General features: G+C 72.2%; 14 protein-coding genes. All 14 read left to right on the top strand.

Features of this window, described 5'->3' with window-relative positions:
• The first annotated feature begins 53 nt into the window (after positions 1-53).
• The 14 genes from ACN28G_RS18575 (at position 54) to ACN28G_RS18510 (ending at position 16017) form a co-directional block, all read left to right on the top strand.
• Positions 54-1088, top strand: coding sequence for an N-acetylneuraminate synthase family protein (locus tag ACN28G_RS18575; RefSeq protein WP_217628866.1), 1035 nt, complete (start codon positions 54-56; stop codon positions 1086-1088).
• Positions 1078-1869 carry an SDR family oxidoreductase gene (locus tag ACN28G_RS18570; protein ID WP_091442075.1) on the top strand — a complete coding sequence of 264 codons (792 nt, stop codon included), beginning with the start codon at positions 1078-1080 and terminating at the stop codon, positions 1867-1869. The genes ACN28G_RS18575 and ACN28G_RS18570 overlap by 11 nt, the downstream gene beginning before the upstream one ends.
• A gap of 34 nt (positions 1870-1903) precedes the next feature.
• Positions 1904-3850 (top strand): transketolase C-terminal domain-containing protein, encoded by a 1947-nt coding sequence (locus ACN28G_RS18565; RefSeq protein WP_091442070.1) that lies wholly within the window; start codon positions 1904-1906, stop codon positions 3848-3850.
• Between the two features lie 33 nt (positions 3851-3883).
• Positions 3884-4558 (top strand): RraA family protein, encoded by a 675-nt coding sequence (locus ACN28G_RS18560; protein ID WP_091442066.1) that lies wholly within the window; start codon positions 3884-3886, stop codon positions 4556-4558.
• Positions 4555-5445 (top strand): SDR family oxidoreductase, encoded by an 891-nt coding sequence (locus ACN28G_RS18555; RefSeq protein ID WP_217628865.1) that lies wholly within the window; start codon positions 4555-4557, stop codon positions 5443-5445. The genes ACN28G_RS18560 and ACN28G_RS18555 overlap by 4 nt, the downstream gene beginning before the upstream one ends.
• The gene (locus ACN28G_RS18550) at positions 5442-6830 is read left to right on the top strand and encodes a D-arabinono-1,4-lactone oxidase (protein WP_421479949.1); all 1389 of its coding nucleotides are present in this window, start codon (positions 5442-5444) and stop codon (positions 6828-6830) included. Before ACN28G_RS18555 ends, ACN28G_RS18550 begins: the two co-directional genes overlap by 4 nt.
• A 3-nt stretch (positions 6831-6833) precedes the next feature.
• On the top strand, positions 6834-7508 hold the full coding sequence (locus ACN28G_RS18545; protein ID WP_421479947.1) for an HAD family hydrolase: 675 nt from the start codon (positions 6834-6836) through the stop codon (positions 7506-7508).
• Positions 7505-8470, top strand: coding sequence for a branched-chain-amino-acid transaminase (gene ilvE, locus ACN28G_RS18540; RefSeq protein ID WP_421479945.1), 966 nt, complete (start codon positions 7505-7507; stop codon positions 8468-8470). Before ACN28G_RS18545 ends, ilvE begins: the two co-directional genes overlap by 4 nt.
• Complete coding sequence (locus tag ACN28G_RS18535; protein WP_421479943.1) at positions 8467-9444, top strand: quinone oxidoreductase family protein; 978 nt, start codon at positions 8467-8469, stop codon at positions 9442-9444. Before ilvE ends, ACN28G_RS18535 begins: the two co-directional genes overlap by 4 nt.
• Positions 9445-9588: 144 nt before the next feature.
• Entirely contained in the window at positions 9589-10788 is a 1200-nt protein-coding gene (locus ACN28G_RS18530; RefSeq protein ID WP_421479942.1) for an ROK family transcriptional regulator, read from the top strand.
• Between the two features lie 74 nt (positions 10789-10862).
• Complete coding sequence (locus ACN28G_RS18525; protein WP_091442049.1) at positions 10863-12383, top strand: ABC transporter substrate-binding protein; 1521 nt, start codon at positions 10863-10865, stop codon at positions 12381-12383.
• An 81-nt stretch (positions 12384-12464) separates the two neighbouring features.
• On the top strand, positions 12465-13406 hold the full coding sequence (locus tag ACN28G_RS18520) for an ABC transporter permease (RefSeq protein WP_091442046.1): 942 nt from the start codon (positions 12465-12467) through the stop codon (positions 13404-13406).
• The gene (locus ACN28G_RS18515) at positions 13403-15190 is read left to right on the top strand and encodes a dipeptide/oligopeptide/nickel ABC transporter permease/ATP-binding protein (protein ID WP_421479940.1); all 1788 of its coding nucleotides are present in this window, start codon (positions 13403-13405) and stop codon (positions 15188-15190) included. Before ACN28G_RS18520 ends, ACN28G_RS18515 begins: the two co-directional genes overlap by 4 nt.
• On the top strand, positions 15187-16017 hold the full coding sequence (locus ACN28G_RS18510; RefSeq protein WP_421479938.1) for an ATP-binding cassette domain-containing protein: 831 nt from the start codon (positions 15187-15189) through the stop codon (positions 16015-16017). The genes ACN28G_RS18515 and ACN28G_RS18510 overlap by 4 nt, the downstream gene beginning before the upstream one ends.
• The last annotated feature ends 16 nt before the right edge of the window (positions 16018-16033 follow it).

Raw genomic sequence — 16033 nt, 5'->3', positions numbered from 1 at the left:
TGCGCGAGGTTAGGATAGGTGATCGCCGGATATCCGACGACACCGACGCTTACGTGATCGCGGAGATAGGCCACAATCACGAGGGCAGTCTGCACCGGGCCGAGGAGATGTTCCGGCAGGCCGCTGCCGCGGGCGCGAACGCCGCCAAACTGCAGAAGCGGGACAACCGCTCACTGTTCACCAAGGCCATGTACGACGAGCCCTACACCGGGCGCAACAGCTTCGGGCCGACCTACGGCCGGCACCGGGAGGCGCTGGAGTTCGGCCGGGCCGAGTACCTGCACCTGGCCGGGGTCGCGGCCGAGTTGGGCATCGACTTCATCGCCACCGCCTTCGACCAGCCCAGCGTGGACTTCCTGGTCGACGTGGACCTGCCGGCCATCAAGATCGCATCGGCGGACGTGACCAACACCCCGCTGCTGGCGTACGCGGCCAAGGCCGACAAGCCGCTCGTGCTGAGCACCGGTGGCGCGACGACGGACGAGGTCCGCCGGGCCTGCGACACGATCCTGCCGCTCAACCCGAACCTCGCGCTGTTGCAGTGCACCGCCGTCTACCCGGCGGCCCCCGCCGACCTCAACCTCTCGGTGATCACCACCTACCGCGCGGAGTACCCGCACACCGTGATCGGTTTCTCCGGCCACGACCTGGGCCCCGAACTGAGCTGGATCGCTTACGCGTTGGGCGCGCGGGTGATCGAGAAACACTTCACGCTGGACCACTCCCGGCCCGGCAGCGACCACCACTTCTCTCTCGACGCCCCCCAACTGGCCGCCCTGACGGCGGGACTCCGCCGGACCCACGAGGCGCTGGGCGAGCCGGTCAAGCGGTGCGGCGACAGCGAGGCCAAGGCCGTGCGGAAGATGGGCAAGAAGCTGGTGGCCGCGCGGGACCTGCCGGCCGGGCACGTCGTCACCGAGCAGGACGTCGCCTGCAAGTCCCCGGGCGACGGCATGAAGCCGTACCAGCTCGACGAGGTGCTGGGCCGGGTCCTGCGGGTCGACCTCGCCGAGGACACCGGCTTCGGCCCGGAACTGCTGGCCGAGCCGGCGGGCGCGGTGGTGGGAGCGAACCGCGGTGCGCATTGACCTGACCGGTGAGGTGGCCGTCGTCACGGGTGTCGGCGGCCGGCTCGGCGGGGTCTGGGCGACCGCGCTGCTCGCCGCCGGCGCCGTCGTGGTCGGGCTCGACCTCGACGACCAGACGCCGGCCGCGGTACGGGGGCACGACGGCGGACGTTACCTCGGGCTGCGCGGTGACGTGACCGACCGGGCGAGCCTGCGGGAGGCCCTGGCCGCGGCGACCCGGTGGGCCGGTACGCCGACCATCCTGGTGAACAACGCCGGAATCGACCAGCCGCCGTCGCGCGAGGCCGGCAGTTGGCTCTTCGCCGACGTCCCGGAGCAGCTCTCCGGGGCGGTCCTGGACGTCAACGCCCTCGGCGTGCTGCGGGTCTGCCAGGTCATCGGCGCCGTGATGGCCGACAACGGCCGGGGCTCGATCGTCAACATCGGCTCGCTGTACGGCGGCGTCGGGCCGGATCCACGGCTCTACGACCACCTCGACCTGGATCCACCCTTCCTCAAACCACCCGCGTACGGGATGTCCAAGGCCGCCGTGGCGGCGCTGACCCGCTATCTCGCCACCCTGTGGGGCCCGGTCGGCGTCCGGGTGAACACCCTGTCCCCGGGCGGTGTGCTGGGCGGCCAGGACCCGACCTTCCGGCAGAAGTTCGCCGCCCGGGTGCCGATGCGGCGGATGGCGACCGAGGACGACCTGACCGGGCCGCTGCTCTTCCTCGCCTCCGGCCTCAGCCGCTACGTCACCGGCTGCGAGCTGTTGGTGGACGGCGGCTATGTCGCCTGGTGACCCGGCCGGCGGCACCCCTACCCGTGGAGGAGACATGACCACACCGTTGCGCTGGGTACCGGTGGCGGAGACCCGCCGGGTGCTCGACGCCATCGACGATCCGGTCACCCGTACCCGCGCCTTCTCGGCGCTGACCCGGATCAACATCCTCTACATGGTGGCCCGGGCCGGCTCCGGGCACCTCGGGTCCAGCATGAGCGCCGCCGACGTGGTGAGCTGGCTCCTCCTGCACGAGCTGCGCCGGCCCGGCGCCCACGACGGTGACCTGTACTTCTCGTCCAAGGGCCACGACGCCCCCGGCCTGTACGCCGCGCTGATCGGCCTGGGGCTGCTGGACGAGGACCTGGTGCACCGGCTGCGCCGCATCGACGGGCTGCCCGGTCACCCCGACGTGCACACCCCGCACATGCCCTTCAACACCGGCTCGCTCGGCATGGGCATCGCCAAGGCCAAGGGGGTGATCCTGGCCGACCGGCTGCTGGGCACCCGCCGCCGGGTCTTCGTGCTGACCGGCGACGGCGAGTTGCAGGAGGGTCAGAACTGGGAGTCCCTGGCCGGGGCCGCGCACCGGGGGATGGGCGAGCTGACCGTGGTGGTGGACCACAACAAGCTCCAGTCCGACACCTGGGTCACCGAGGTCAGCGACCTCGGCGACCTGGCGGCCAAGTTCGCCGCCTTCGGCTGGGCGGTGCTGCGTTGTGACGGCAACGACGTCGCGGCGTTCCGGGCGGCCTGCCGGGACCGGGCGGAGTCGTACCCGGACCGGCCCGCGGTGATCGTCGCCGACACCGTGAAGGGTGCCGGCTGTGCCACCTTCGCCGCGACGTCGATGGCGCCGGGGCAGTGGCGGTACCTGTTCCACAGTGGTGCCCCCGCCCCGGCCGACCGGGAACGCGCCTACGCCGAGCTGGTGGCCACCGCGCAGGAGATCGTCGGCGCGGCGGGCCTGACCCCGCTGCGGCTGGCCGACGCGGCACCGGCTCCCGGGCCGGCCCCGGGCGGCGGACCACGCCTGCCGGAGGTGTACGGCGAGGCGCTGGTGGCCCGTGCCGGCCGCGACCCCCGGATCGTCGCCCTCGACGCCGACCTGGTCCTGGACACCGGCCTGATCCCGTTCTCCCGGGCGTACCCCGACCGGTTCGTCGAGTGCGGCATCGCCGAGCAGGACATGGTCTCGATGGCCGGCGGGCTGGCCTACCGGGGGCTGCTGCCGTTCGTGCACTCGTTCTCCTGCTTCCTGCACGCCCGCCCGAACGAGCAGATCTTCAACAACGCCACCGAGGGCCGCAAGGTGGTCTACGTCGGGTCGCTCGCCGGGCTGCTGCCGGCCGCCCCCGGCCACTCCCACCAGGCTGTCCGCGACGTGAGCGCGGTAGGCGCGATCCCCGACCTGGTGGTGCTGGAGCCGGCCGACGCGGCCGAGACGCGGGCCGCGGTCGACTTCTGCGTCGACACACCGCACAGCGTCTACCTGCGGCTGGTCAGCGTGCCTGTGCCGGAGCCGGTGGCCGGGCTGCCCGCCGGACCGTTGGAGCTGGGTCGCGGGCGGGTGGTGCGGCCGGGCGGTCCGGTGGTCGCGGTCGGTGCCGGGCCGGTCGTGCTGGCCGAGCTGCTCCGCGCCGCCGACCTGCTGGCCGCCGACGGCATCGACCTGACGGTGGTCGCCCTGCCCTGGCTGAACCGGGTCGACCACGGCTGGCTCGGCGACCTGGTCGAGCGGGCCGACCACCTGGTCGTGGTGGAGAACCACTTCGTCCGGGGTGGTCAGGCCGACCTGCTGGCCCGCGCGCTCGCCGAGCTGCGGCTGCCCGATCCGCCCGCGTTCCGGGGGGTCGGCGTCACCGAGGTGCCGCGCTGCGGCACCCCCGCCGAGGCGCTGCTCGCCCACGGCCTGCACGCCGACCGGCTGGCCGAGGTGGTGCGCGCCGAGGTCGGCGGCAAGTCCGAACCGGGCCGCTTCGACGTGGTCCTGCGGCACTGACGTTCCCGTCCCGACACACCCCGAGGAGAGACGATGGAGACCATCCACAACGAGCTGCGCCGCCCGCCCCAGGAGATCGTCGACCAGTTCCGCGAGGTGCTCGCCGAGTACAGCCCCAGCTGCCTGGTCACCGACGCCCGCCGCCGGGTCGGCGCGATCGGCGGCTTCCAGACGGTACGCCCCGAGCACAAGGTGGCCGGGCCGGCGTTGACCGTCAACCTGTCCGTCGACGACCTCGTCGACACCATGCCGGTGCTGGCCACCGCCCGCCCCGGCGACATCGTCGTGGTGGCCGCCCACGGCTCGCCGCTGACCGCGATGTGGGGTGGCCTGATGTCGACGCTGTCGCTGAAGGCCGGGGTCGCGGCCGGCGTCGTCGACGGCTTCGTCCGTGACGTCGACGAGATCCGTGACCTGGACTTCCCGCTCTGGTACCGGGGCACCATCCCCCGGCCGTCGCCGACGGCCGTGCACAACCGCACCGAGCCGGTCCAGGTGAACGTGCCGGTGGTGATCGGCGGCCAGGTGATCGAACCCGGTGACATCCTGGTCGCCGACGAGAACGGGCTGGCCGTGGTGCCGCAGGGGTTGGCCGAGGAGGTGCTGGAGGGCACCCGGCACCAGATCGGCAAGGAACGGATCATCCGCGAGAAGATCCGGTCCGGGGCCACGGTGATCGACCTGCTCACCGAGTTCGGCCACCTGTGAGCCCGCCGGTGCGCCTCTACCTCACCGGTGCCGACGGGATGCTCGGCACCGCCCTGACCACCGTCCTCGCCGAGGATCCGGCCACCGCGCACTGGACCGTCCACGGGGTCTCCATCCGCGACTTCGACATCGCCGACGCCGAGGCCGTACGGGCCTCGATCGAGGCGTTCGCGCCCGACGTGGTCGTGCACACCGCGGCGCACGCCATCGTCGACGACTGCGAGCTGGACCCGAAACTGGCGCTGCGGGTGAACATCGCCGGGGTACGCAACGTCGTCGACGCCTGCCTCCGGCGGCACAGTCGGCTGGTCTACCTCTCCAGCGACTACGTGTTCGACGGTCGGCACACCCCGGTCGGCGGCTACCGCGAGGACGACCTGCCGAACCCGCAGAGCGTGTACGGGCTGACCAAGGTGGCGGGGGAGCGGATGGTGGCCCTGCTCGACGACCATCTCACCGTCCGGACGTCGTGGTTGTTCGGCGGCACCGACGCCCGCCTCGACCAGGTGCTGGACATCGTCGAGCACGCCCGGCGCGGCACCCCGGCCCGGCTGATCGACGACCAGTTCAGCGCACCCACGTACACCGTGGATCTGGCTCGGGCGCTGGTCTTCCTGCTCGTGGAGAGCGCCGTGACCGGCACGGTCCACGTGACGAACCGGGGCACCGCCAGCTGGCACCAGGTCGGTGCGTACCTGACCGACCGGATCCCGGGCGCGCCGGCCCCGCAACGGGTGCCGCTGCGGGAATGGGGCTTCCTGGGCGGTCGGCCCGTCGACTCGACCCTGAACACCGACCGGCTGGCCCGGCTCGGCTGGACCCTGCCCACCTGGCAGGACGCGGTCGACCGGTGCCACCTGTCGCTGCTGCGGGGGGACCGGCGATGAGCACCGGACAGCCGGGCCCCCGCTGGCGGAACTGGTCCGGCACGGTGGGGTGCCGCCCCACCCAGCTGCTCGCCCCGACGACCGAGGACGAGGTGGTGGCGGCGGTGCGCGCGGCCGGCGAGCGCGGGAGCCCGGTGCGGCCGGTCGGCTCCGGTCACTCCTTCAACGCCCTGGCCTGCACCGACGGACTGCTGCTCGACCTGTCCCGGTACCGTGGCGTGCTCGCCGTCGACGCCGCCGCCGGCGAGGTCACCGTCCTCGGTGGCACCACACTGGGGGAGTTGGCCGAGGCGCTGGACCGGCGCGGCCTGGCCCTGGCCAACCTCGGCACGCTGGCGGAGCAGAGCGTGGCCGGGGCGATCTCCACCGGCAACCACGGCTCCGGGCTGGCGCACGCCCCGCTGTCGGCGCAGGTCGTCCGCCTGCGGTTGGTCACCGCGGACGGCCGGGTCCGCACCCTGGACGCCGACCGGGAGCCCGAGGTGTTCCGGTGCGCCCGGACCGCGCTGGGCACGCTCGGGGTGCTGAGCACCGTCACGCTGCGCTGCGTGCCGCAGTTCAACCTGCGGGTGAGCTACCGCACCGAGCCGCTGGACACGGTGTTGGACGGGTTCGCCGACTGGGCCGCCGAGGCCGACCACGTCGCGTTCTCCTGGCTGCCCTGGCAGGAGCGGGCCGGGCTGCGGGCCCTGCGGGTCACCGCCGCCCCGCGTACCCGGGACGCGGTCCGTCGGCGGTACGCGACCACGATCGACGAGGTGCGCTGCGGGCTGATCGGGCTGGCCGGCCGGGCCGACACCCGCGCCGTCCCGTGGCTCAAGGGCCGGCGGTGGCGGTCGACCCGGCCCGCCGTCGAGTACGTCGACGCCAGCCACCGGGTGTTCACCTTCCCGCAGCCGGTCAAGTTCCTCGCCCTGGAGCACGCGTTGCCGCTGGAGGCGACGCCCGACGCGCTGCGTGCCCTGCGCCGTACGCTGCGCCGGGCCGGCGCGTACTCGCCCTACTCGGTGCTGGTCCGGGTGGGCGCCGGCGACGACTCGCCGCTGAGCCCCGCCTACGGGCGTCGGACCGGCTACGTCAACCTGACCGTGCCCCGCACGGCCGGGCAGGTGGAGCTGTTGCGCGCCATCGAGCCGGTGTTGCGGGACCACGGTGGCCGGCCGCACTGGGGCAAGGCGCACACCGCCACCGCCGAGGTGCTCGCCCCGCGCTACCGGGAGTGGGCGCTGTTCCAACGGGTCCGGGCCACCCTGGACCCGGACGGCGTGTTCGCCAGCGACTACACCGACCGGGTGCTCGGCCCGGTGCGACCGGCGCGGGCGCCCACGGTGGTGCCGGCGCAGGCCGGGCCGGACCCGGCGGTCGCCGTCGGGGACGGTGGCTGACCCATGCCGCTGCGCCTGCTCCTGTTCGATTTCGACGGGCTGCTCTGCGACACCGAGCGGGCCGCCCACCGGTCCTGGGACGAGCTGTACCACCAGCTGGTCGGGCACGGCCTGCCGGACCGGGTGTGGGCGGCGATGGCCGGCCGTTCGGACGGCGAGACGGTCGCCCTCGCCGACCTGTCCGCCCGCCTGGGGCGTCCGGTCGGCGAGCCGACCCGGGCCGCCCGGCTGCGGCGCAAGCGCGAGCTGTGCGCGGCCGAGCCGGTACGCCCCGGCGTCACGGCGCTGCTCGACGCCGGCCGCGCCGCCGGCCTGGGCCTGGGCGTGGTCTCCAGCTCCCCATGGCGCTGGGTGGAGCCCCACCTGCGGCGACTGGGCCTGGGGCACCGCTTCGACTGGCTGGTCACCGGGGACGACACCCCGGCGCACAAGCCGGCCCCCGACCTCTACCGGCTGGCGTTGCGCCGCGCCGGTGTGCCGGCGGCCGACGCGCTGGCCTTCGAGGACTCCGAGTCGGGGGTACGGGCCGCCGGCGCGGCCGGGGTGTACTGCGTCGCCGTGCGCAACGCGGTGGGCGGGCACGCCGACCTGCACGCCGCCGACGAGGTCCGGGCCAGCCTGCTCGACGTCGCGCTGGCGTCCTATCTCGACCGACTCGCAGAAACAGGAAACCGATGAACGTCTCCGCACCCGAGTTGGCCTCACTTGCCAGTCCCACCGCCGACCGGCCGGAATGGATCTGGCGCAACGGCACCCTGTCGCGGTGGGAGCAGGCGCAGATCCACGTCAACGCGGTCGGCCACGCCTCCACGGCGGCGATCTTCGAGGGGATCAAGGCCTACCGCGCCGACGACGGTCGACTGCTGCTGTTCCGGCTCGACGAGCATCTGCGCCGGTTGTTCGACTCGGCCCGGATCTGCCGGCTCGACCTGCCGTACAGCCTGGCCGACCTGCGGACCGGGGTGTTCGACCTGCTCCGGGGCAACGGCTACGACCGGGACGCGTACGTCCGACCGTGGGCGTTCCCGGCCGGGCTCATCCGGGAGCAGATGGTCCCGGCGGGGTCGGTCTGCGAGGTGGTGATCGACAGTTGGCCCTTCCGTAGCCGTCCGGACGTCACCCGGGGCTGCCGGGCCGGGGTGAGTTCCTGGCAACGCGTCAGCGACGCCGCCATGCCGCCCCGCGTCAAGGCCTTCTCGAACTACCACAACGGCCGGTTGGCGATGATGGAGGCCCGGGAGAACGGACACGACTGGCCGATCCTGCTCAACGAGCGGCACAAGGTCAGCGAGGGCCCCGGTGCCTGCGTCGCGCTGGTCCGCCACGGCACGGTGACCACCCCGTCGCTGACCAGCGGGGTGCTGGAGAGCATCACCCGGGACACCGTGCTCCGGCTCCTCGACGAGTCAGGTGAGCCGGTCGTCGAGCGGGAGGTGGACCGCAGCGAGCTGTACCTCGCCGACGAGTTGTTCTTCCTGGGCACCGCCTGGGAGATCCTGCCGATCACCAGCATCGACGGGTTACCGGTGGGGCAGGGCCGGCCCGGCCCGGTCACCCGGCGGCTGGCGGACGCCTACGCCCGCCTGGTGCGGGGTCGATCCGACCGGCACACCGACTGGCTGACCGAGGTCCCCCGGTGAGCCGGGCGATCGTGGTGCACACCCCGGGCGGTCCGGAGGTGCTGCGCCCGGCGGAGCGGGCCGTGCCCGTGCCCGGCCCCGGACAGGTGGTGGTCGCGGTCGCGGCCAGCGGGGTCAACTTCATCGACATCTACCAGCGCTCCGGCGGCTACCCGGTGCCCATGCCGTTCGTTCCCGGCATCGAGGCCGCCGGCACGGTGGTCGACGTGGCCGCCGACGTGACCGGGGTGGCCGTCGGCGACCGGGTCGCCTGGGTGAACCAACCCGGCGGGTACGCCCAACACGTGGCGGTGCCGGCCGCCGCCGTCGTACCGGTGGAGCCCGGGATCCCGCTGGAGACGGCCGCCGCCGCGCTGCTCCAGGGGATGACCGCGCACTACCTGCTGCACGACACCTACCCGGTGCGCCCGGGGGACACGGTGCTGGTGCACGCGGCGGCCGGCGGGATGGGACAGTGGCTCACCCGGTGGGCGCGGTGGCGGGGGGCCCGGGTGATCGGCACCGTCTCCAGCGCCGCGAAGGCCGAGGTCGCGCGGGCCGCCGGCGCCGACGAGATCGTCCGCTACGACCGCGCGGACACCGCGGCCGAGGTACGCGCGTTGACCGGCGGCGCAGGCGTGGACGCGGTGTACGACGGCGTCGGCGGCCCGACCTTCGACGCCAGCCTGGCGGCGCTCCGTCCGCGCGGCACCCTCGCCCTGTACGGCCAGGCCGGCGGCCCGGTGCCCCCGTTCGATCCGCAACGGCTCAACGCGGCCGGCTCGGTGCTGCTGACCAGGCCTAACCTGAGCCACCACATCGCCACCCGGCACGAGTTGCTCACCCGGGCCGGTGCGGTGCTGAGCCTGCTCGCCACCGGTCGGCTGCGGGTGCACGTCGGTGGCAGGTACCCCCTCGCCGACGCCGCGGCGGCGCATGCCGACCTGGCCGGCCGGCGCTCGACCGGCAAGCTTCTGCTGCTGCCGCACAGCTGACCGCGGACCGCCCGCGACGGCTGTCCGTGGGGAGTCTTGGCTGGTAGAGCGGCTGTCAGTAGTGCCTCAGCGACACGTAACAACTTGGCCACAAGCGGGGCGGGCTTCTTGTGAACGGGTTTGTTAGCCCCCTGTACTAACCGGGTGAAGAGCACTGACCAGGTGGGGACGGCCCCATCCGTTGCACCCGAGCAGACGGTGGGGATCCCCCGGCAGGACCGGATCCCGGCCCGGGTCCGCTCCGGCGAGAAGCTCCTGCCGGAGCAGGCCCGCGTGCACAACCGTGAGCTGCTGTTGCGCATGCTGTACCGGGAGGGGCCGCACAGCCGGGCGGACCTGGCCCGGCGTACCGGGCTGACCCGGGTCTCGGTCTCCGACGTGGTCAGCGACCTGCTCACCGACGACCTGGTGCGCGAGATGGGCATGCGGGCGGGGAGCCGACCGGGCAAGCCCGCGATGATGCTCGGCTTCAACGAGCACGCCTACCAGACGGTCGCCCTGGACCTGAGCCACTCGACGCTCTACCGGGGGGCCGTGCTCGACCTCGGTGGCTCGGTGGTGACCCGCCGGCAGGTCGAGATCGCCGGGAGCACCGGTGCCGAGGCCGTACAGCGGGTCGTCGGTCTGGTCCGGGAGTTGACCGACGAGGTGACGGCACCGCTGCTCGGCATCGGCGTCGGCACCCCGGGCATCGTGGATCTCGGTGGGGTCATTCTCGGCGCGCCCAACCTGGGGTGGCAGGACGTCAACCTCCGGTCGGTGCTCACCGAGCGCTTCGCCTGTCCCGTGGTGGTGGCCAACGACGCCAACGCCGCCGCGCTGGCCGAGCGTAGCTACGGCGAGAGCGCACCGGACTCGCTCCTGGTCCGGGTCGGTGTCGGCGTGGGGGCCGGGCTGCTGCTCGGCGGTACGCCCGTGCTGGGCAGCAGGTTTGCGGCCGGCGAGATCGGCCACGTGGTGGTGGACTCCGACAGCGACCGGTCCTGTGTCTGCGGCAAGTTCGGCTGCCTGGAGACCTGGCTGTCGACCCGGCGCATCCAGGAGGACCTGTCGGGGGCGCGTACCGAGGCGGAGCACGCCCGGGTGCTCGCGGTGGCCGGGGAGGCCCTCGGTCGGGTGCTGGCCCCGATCGTGGCCGCGCTCAACGTCTCGGAGATCGTGCTCAGCGGCCCGCAACGGGTGTTGGAGGGGCCACTGGCCGCCGCCACCACCCGGACCATCCGGCAACGCGCCCTGACCGAGGTCCACGGCGACATCGTCCTGCGGTTGTCGGGGCTCGGCGACGACATCGTCCTGCGCGGCGCGACCGCCATGGTCATGAGTCAACAACTCGGAATCGTCTGATCCGCTGACCCGGATCTTGTCACCCAGAGCAACGCCGACCGGCGCTGACTTTGCAGCAACAGAAGGGGAACACGGTGCAGTTACCACGCACGCTGACGGCAGCGCTCGCCGCGGTCGTTCTCACCCTCGCCGGTTGCGGCGGCGGGGAGAACAGCCAGGAATCCACCTCGTCCCAGCTCGTCCTCGGCAACAACGGCGACGTGCTGACCTGGGACCCGGCCGAGATGAAGGAGGGTGCGGTAATCCACTACGCCGAGGCCGTCTACGACCCGCTGCTGCGCAAGACCGCCGAGTCGAAGATCGAGGGCAACCTCGCCTCCGAGTACGAGTACAACGACGACCTCACCGAACTCACCCTGAAGCTGCGTGAGGGAGTGACGTTCAGCGACGGTGCCACCTTCGACGGCGAGGCGGTGAAGGTCAACATCGAGGCACGCAAGGAGGGCGCGGGCAGCGCGTCCGAGGCGGCCCGGGTGATCGAGCGCGTCGAGGTCGTCGACGCGAGCACGGTACGGCTGCACCTGAGCGAACCGAGTCCCGGTCTGCTCGCCGGCCTGGCCACGTACCTGGGGTACATGGCGAGTCCGCAGGCGCTGGCCGCGGGCAACCTGGCCACGACGCCGGTGGGCTCCGGGCCGTACCTGCTCGACGCGGGCGCCTCGGAGAAGGGCGTCAGCTACCGGTTCACCGCCCGCGACGGCTACTGGAACCGCGAGGCGTTCCCGTTCGCCACCGTGGTGATCCGGCCGTACGAGGAGTTCACCGCCCGGTACAACGCCCTGGCCACCGGGCAGATCCAGTTCATGTACGGCACCTCCGACATGGTGCCGAAGGCCAAGAGCGACGGGCTGACCGTCAAGACGGTGCCCGGCGAGTGGCAGGGGATCATCCTGCAGGACCGGGCCGGCAAGGAGTCGGCCGCCCTCGGCGACGTGCGGGTCCGGCAGGCGGTCAACCACGCGCTCGACCGCAAGGCCATCCTCGACACCCACTACGGCGGCTTCGGTCAGGTCTCCACCCAGACCTTCAACCCGGCAAGCGAGGCGTGGGTGCCGGAGCTGAACGAGCGTTACCCGTACGACCCGGCCAAGGCGCGCGAGCTGCTGGCGGCGGCGGGTTACGGGAGCGGCTTCAAGATCAAGATTTCGTTCAGTGAGGGCTTCATGTCCCCGCTGGTGCCGATCGTCACGCAGTACCTGGGCGACGTGGGCATCACGGTCGAGCAGGTCCCGGTCAACGGCTTCGCCAACGGCGGCCTGGAGACCCTCAAGGGCCAGCCGGCGTTCATGCTCTCGTTCTCCACGAACATCCCGGCCTGGACCGACGTGCTGAACAAGCTCACCCCGACCTCGCTGTGGAACAACTTCCAGTACACCGACGACACGGTCACCCGGCTGCTCAAGGAGATCCCCGCCGCGCAGGGTGACGAGCAGGCCGCGCTCTACAAGGAGCTGAACACCCACCTCGTGGAGCAGGCCTGGTTCGCCCCGATCGTCACGCAGGAGAACGTCTACCTGTTCAGGTCGGACATCGACGTGACCATGCAGCAGGCGCAGCTGATGCCGAGCCTGCGCTTCTTCGCACCGAACAACTAACCGTCCACCGCCCCCGGGTGAGCCGAGTCGACTGTCGGCCCACCCGGGGTGCCGTCCCAGGTCAGCTAGGAGGTAGCAGGCATGCTGGGCTTCATCGGCCGTCGACTGGCCACGGGCCTGCTGTTGGCGTTCACGGTCGTGACGGGGATGTTCTTCTTCCTCATGCTCACCGGCTCCGATCCGGCCCGGGGCGCGCTCGGTCTCTACGCCACCGAGGAACAGGTGGCGGTCAAGCGCGAACAGCTCGGCCTCGACCGGCCGGTCCTCACCCAGTACCTGGACTGGCTGGGTGGCGTGCTCCGGGGTGACCTGGGCGTCTCGTCCGCGCAGAACGCCCAGGTCATCGACCTCATCGTGTCGCGACTGCCGGTCACCGTCTCCCTCGCGCTCGGCGCCGTCGGAGTCGCCGCCGTGCTGGGGGTCGCCCTCGGGCTGCTCGCCGCTACCCGGCCCGGCTCCTTCGACCGGGTCCTGCAGGTGGTCATGGTGCTCGGCTTCAGCCTGCCGAACTTCTGGGTCGCGATCATCCTGGCCCTGGTCTTCGCCGTGCAGCTCGGCTGGTTCCCCGCCACCGGCTACATCCACCTGGCCGACTCACCGAGCGGTTGGCTCTGGTCGATCATCCTGCCGGTCACCGCGCTGTCGATCGGCTCGATCGCCGCCATCGCCCAGCAACTGCGCAACTCCGTGATCACCGTCAACAGCCAGGCGTACGTACGGACGCTGCGCAGCCGTGGCCTGTCGCAGCGCAACGTCCTGCTCGTCCACGTCCTGCGCAACGCGTCCCCGCCGGCGTTGACCATGCTCTCGCTGCAGTTCATCGCGGCGATGAGCGGGGCCGCCATCGTCGAGCGGGTGTTCGGCCTGCAGGGCATCGGCGCCGTCGCCATCAACGCCTCGGGCAACAGCGACATCCCCGTGATCATGGGCGTGCTGCTCTTCACCGTGCTCGTCGTCGTCCTGGTCAACCTGACGGTCGACATCCTCTACGCCGCGCTGAACCCGAAGGTACGGAACGCATGAGCGTCGACATCGCGCCCCGCGCGGGCCGCATCTCCAACCGAAGGCTCCGCGCCTTCCTCGGCAACCCGATGGGGGTGGTGGCCGGCGGTGTCCTGCTCGCCATCGTCGTCGCGAGCGTCCTGGCCCCCCTCCTCGCGCCACAGGACCCCAACCTGGTGGTGCTCTCCGAGGCGCTGCTGCCGCCGAGCGCCGACCATCCACTGGGCACCGACGGCAACGGGCGGGACATCCTCAGCCGCCTGCTGTACGGCGGCCGGGTAAGCCTCCAGGCCGGCGCGATCATGGTCGCCACCGCCCTGCTCTGCGGGATCCCGGCGGGTCTGCTCGCCGGCTACCACGGCAGGCGGTTCGACAGCGCCGCCAGCTGGATCTTCAACATGCTGATGTCCCTGCCGGAGATCCTGATCATCATCGTGGTGATCGCCTCGCTCGGCAGCGGCCTCGCCCCGACGATGATCACCCTCGGGGTGCTCGCCTCACCGGACATCTTCCGGCTGACCAGGAGCGCCGTGATCGGCGTACGCGAGGAGCTGTACTTCGAAGCCGCCCGGGTGGCCGGCCTGTCCGACCTGCGCATCATCTTCCGCCACGTGCTCTCCGTCGTCCTCGGTCCGGTCGTGGTGCGGTCCTCGTTCATCTTCGGAATGGCGATCATCGTCCAGTCCGGGCTGGAGTTCCTCGGCTTCGGCGATCCGCAGCGCCCGAGCTGGGGCGGTGAACTCAGCAACGCCTTCCAGAGTTTCCAGCGCGCCCCCGAACTGGTCATCGCCCCCGGTATCGCCATCGGCCTCACCGTCATGGCGCTGGTGCTCTTCGGTGCCGCGCTCGCCGACTCCCTCGGGGTCAGCCTCCGCCGCCGGGCCAAGCGGGCGGCCCGCCCGGCCCGCGCCGACGACACCCGGATCGCCCGGAACGAGGCCGACGAGGCGTCCGGGTCCGCCGACCTTCCCGCGGACACCCTCCTCGAGGTGGCGGACCTGGCCGTGCGGTACGTGGCGGAGGACGGCACCACCAGGGACGTGGTACGGGACGTGTCGCTGCACGTGGCCCGGGGCGAGGTCCTCGGACTGGTCGGGGAGTCCGGCTCGGGCAAGTCCCAGACGTCCTTCGCGATCCTCGGACTCCTCCCGCCCGAGGCCGTCGTCTCCGCCCGGCGGCTCTGCCTCGACGGGCGGTCCCTGGTCGGGCTGCGCGAGCGGGACCTGCAGAAGCTGCGCGGCAAGCGGATGGCCTACGTCCCGCAGGAGCCGATGTCGAACCTCGACCCGTCCTTCACCGTCGGCGCCCAGCTGACCAAGCCGATCCGCCGACAACTCGGCCTGTCCCGCCGGGACGCGACCACCCGGGCGCTGGAACTGCTCGACCGGGTAGGCATCCCCGACCCGGCCCGTACCCTCGCCGCCTACCCCCACCAGCTCAGCGGCGGGATGGCCCAGCGGGTCCTCATCGCGGGCGCGGTCTCCTGCGACCCGGAGCTGCTCATCGCGGACGAACCGACGACCGCCCTCGACGTCACGGTCCAGGCCGAGGTCCTGGAACTCCTGCGGGACCTGCAGCGGGAGCGCAACATGGGCCTCGTCCTGGTCACCCACAACCTGGGGGTGGTCGCCGACATCTGTGACCGGGTGGCGGTGATGCGCGACGGCCGCATCGTCGAGCAACAGTCGGTCGCCGGCCTCTTCAGCGACCCGCAGCACGAGTACACCCGGATGCTGCTGAACGCGACCCTCGACGACGCACCACCCCGACGGGGGCGCGGCGACCTGCAGGAGGTGGGCTCGTGAGCAGCCCCGACCAGCCACTACTGGACATCCGCGACATCAACGTCGTCTACCGTGGCGCCCGCTGGCGCAGCCCGTCGTTCCACGCGCTGCACGACGTCTCGATGCGCATCGGGGCGGGCGAGACGGTCGGCCTGGTCGGCGAGTCCGGCTCGGGCAAGACCACCCTCGGTCGGGCGGTGCTCGGCCTCGCCCCGGTGACCAGCGGAACGGTGACGTTCGACGGTAGGGACATCACCCACGCCAGACGACGCGAACGCCGGGCCCTGAGCCGCGACATCCAGGTCGTCTTCCAGGACCCGTACTCCTCGCTCAACCCGGCGATGACGGTGGAGAGCATCCTGGCCGAACCGTTGCGCGCCCAGGGCGTGCCCGGCAGCGAGGCCGCCGCGCGGATCAACCAGCTGTTGGACCAGATCGGCCTGGAGGCCGACGCGGGACGCCGGTACCCCCGGGAGTTCTCCGGCGGGCAGCGGCAGCGGATCGCCATCGCCCGCGCGCTGGCGCTCAAGCCCCGGCTGATCGTCTGCGACGAGCCGGTGAGCGCCCTCGACCTCTCCACCCAGGCCCGCATCCTCGACCTGCTGATCGAGGTCCAGGAGCAGACCGGCGTCGCGTACCTCTTCGTCTCCCACGACCTGTCGGTGGTCCGCTACATCTGCCACCGGGTCGCGGTGATGCTCAAGGGCCGGATCGTGGAGACCGGCGAGGGCGACGTCGTCACGTCCCGGCCGGAACACCCGTACACGAAACGCCTGCTCATGGCCTCGCCCATTCCCGATCCGGTCCGCCAGGCGGAACGCCGCCGCCGGTACGCCGCCCTGGCCTGACCCCTCCCATCCATCC

Source organism: Micromonospora sp. WMMA1923 (assembly GCF_049179195.1).
GTDB classification, from domain to species: Bacteria; Actinomycetota; Actinomycetes; order Mycobacteriales; family Micromonosporaceae; genus Micromonospora; species Micromonospora yangpuensis.
The sequence above is the reverse complement of the archived record's forward strand: the minus strand, read 5'-3'. Positions and strand labels throughout refer to the sequence as shown.

Bases quoted from the DNA above. Each gene is read 5' to 3' on its own strand.
- ACN28G_RS18565 (WP_091442070.1), top strand. From the start codon at position 1,904: ATGACCACACCGTTGCGCTGGGTACCGGTGGCGGAGACCCGCCGGGTG.
- ACN28G_RS18560 (WP_091442066.1), top strand. From the start codon at position 3,884: ATGGAGACCATCCACAACGAGCTGCGCCGCCCGCCCCAGGAGATCGTC.
- ACN28G_RS18550 (WP_421479949.1), top strand. From the start codon at position 5,442: ATGAGCACCGGACAGCCGGGCCCCCGCTGGCGGAACTGGTCCGGCACG.
- ACN28G_RS18545 (WP_421479947.1), top strand. From the start codon at position 6,834: ATGCCGCTGCGCCTGCTCCTGTTCGATTTCGACGGGCTGCTCTGCGAC.
- ilvE (WP_421479945.1), top strand. From the start codon at position 7,505: ATGAACGTCTCCGCACCCGAGTTGGCCTCACTTGCCAGTCCCACCGCC.
- ACN28G_RS18520 (WP_091442046.1), top strand. From the start codon at position 12,465: ATGCTGGGCTTCATCGGCCGTCGACTGGCCACGGGCCTGCTGTTGGCG.
- ACN28G_RS18515 (WP_421479940.1), top strand. From the start codon at position 13,403: ATGAGCGTCGACATCGCGCCCCGCGCGGGCCGCATCTCCAACCGAAGG.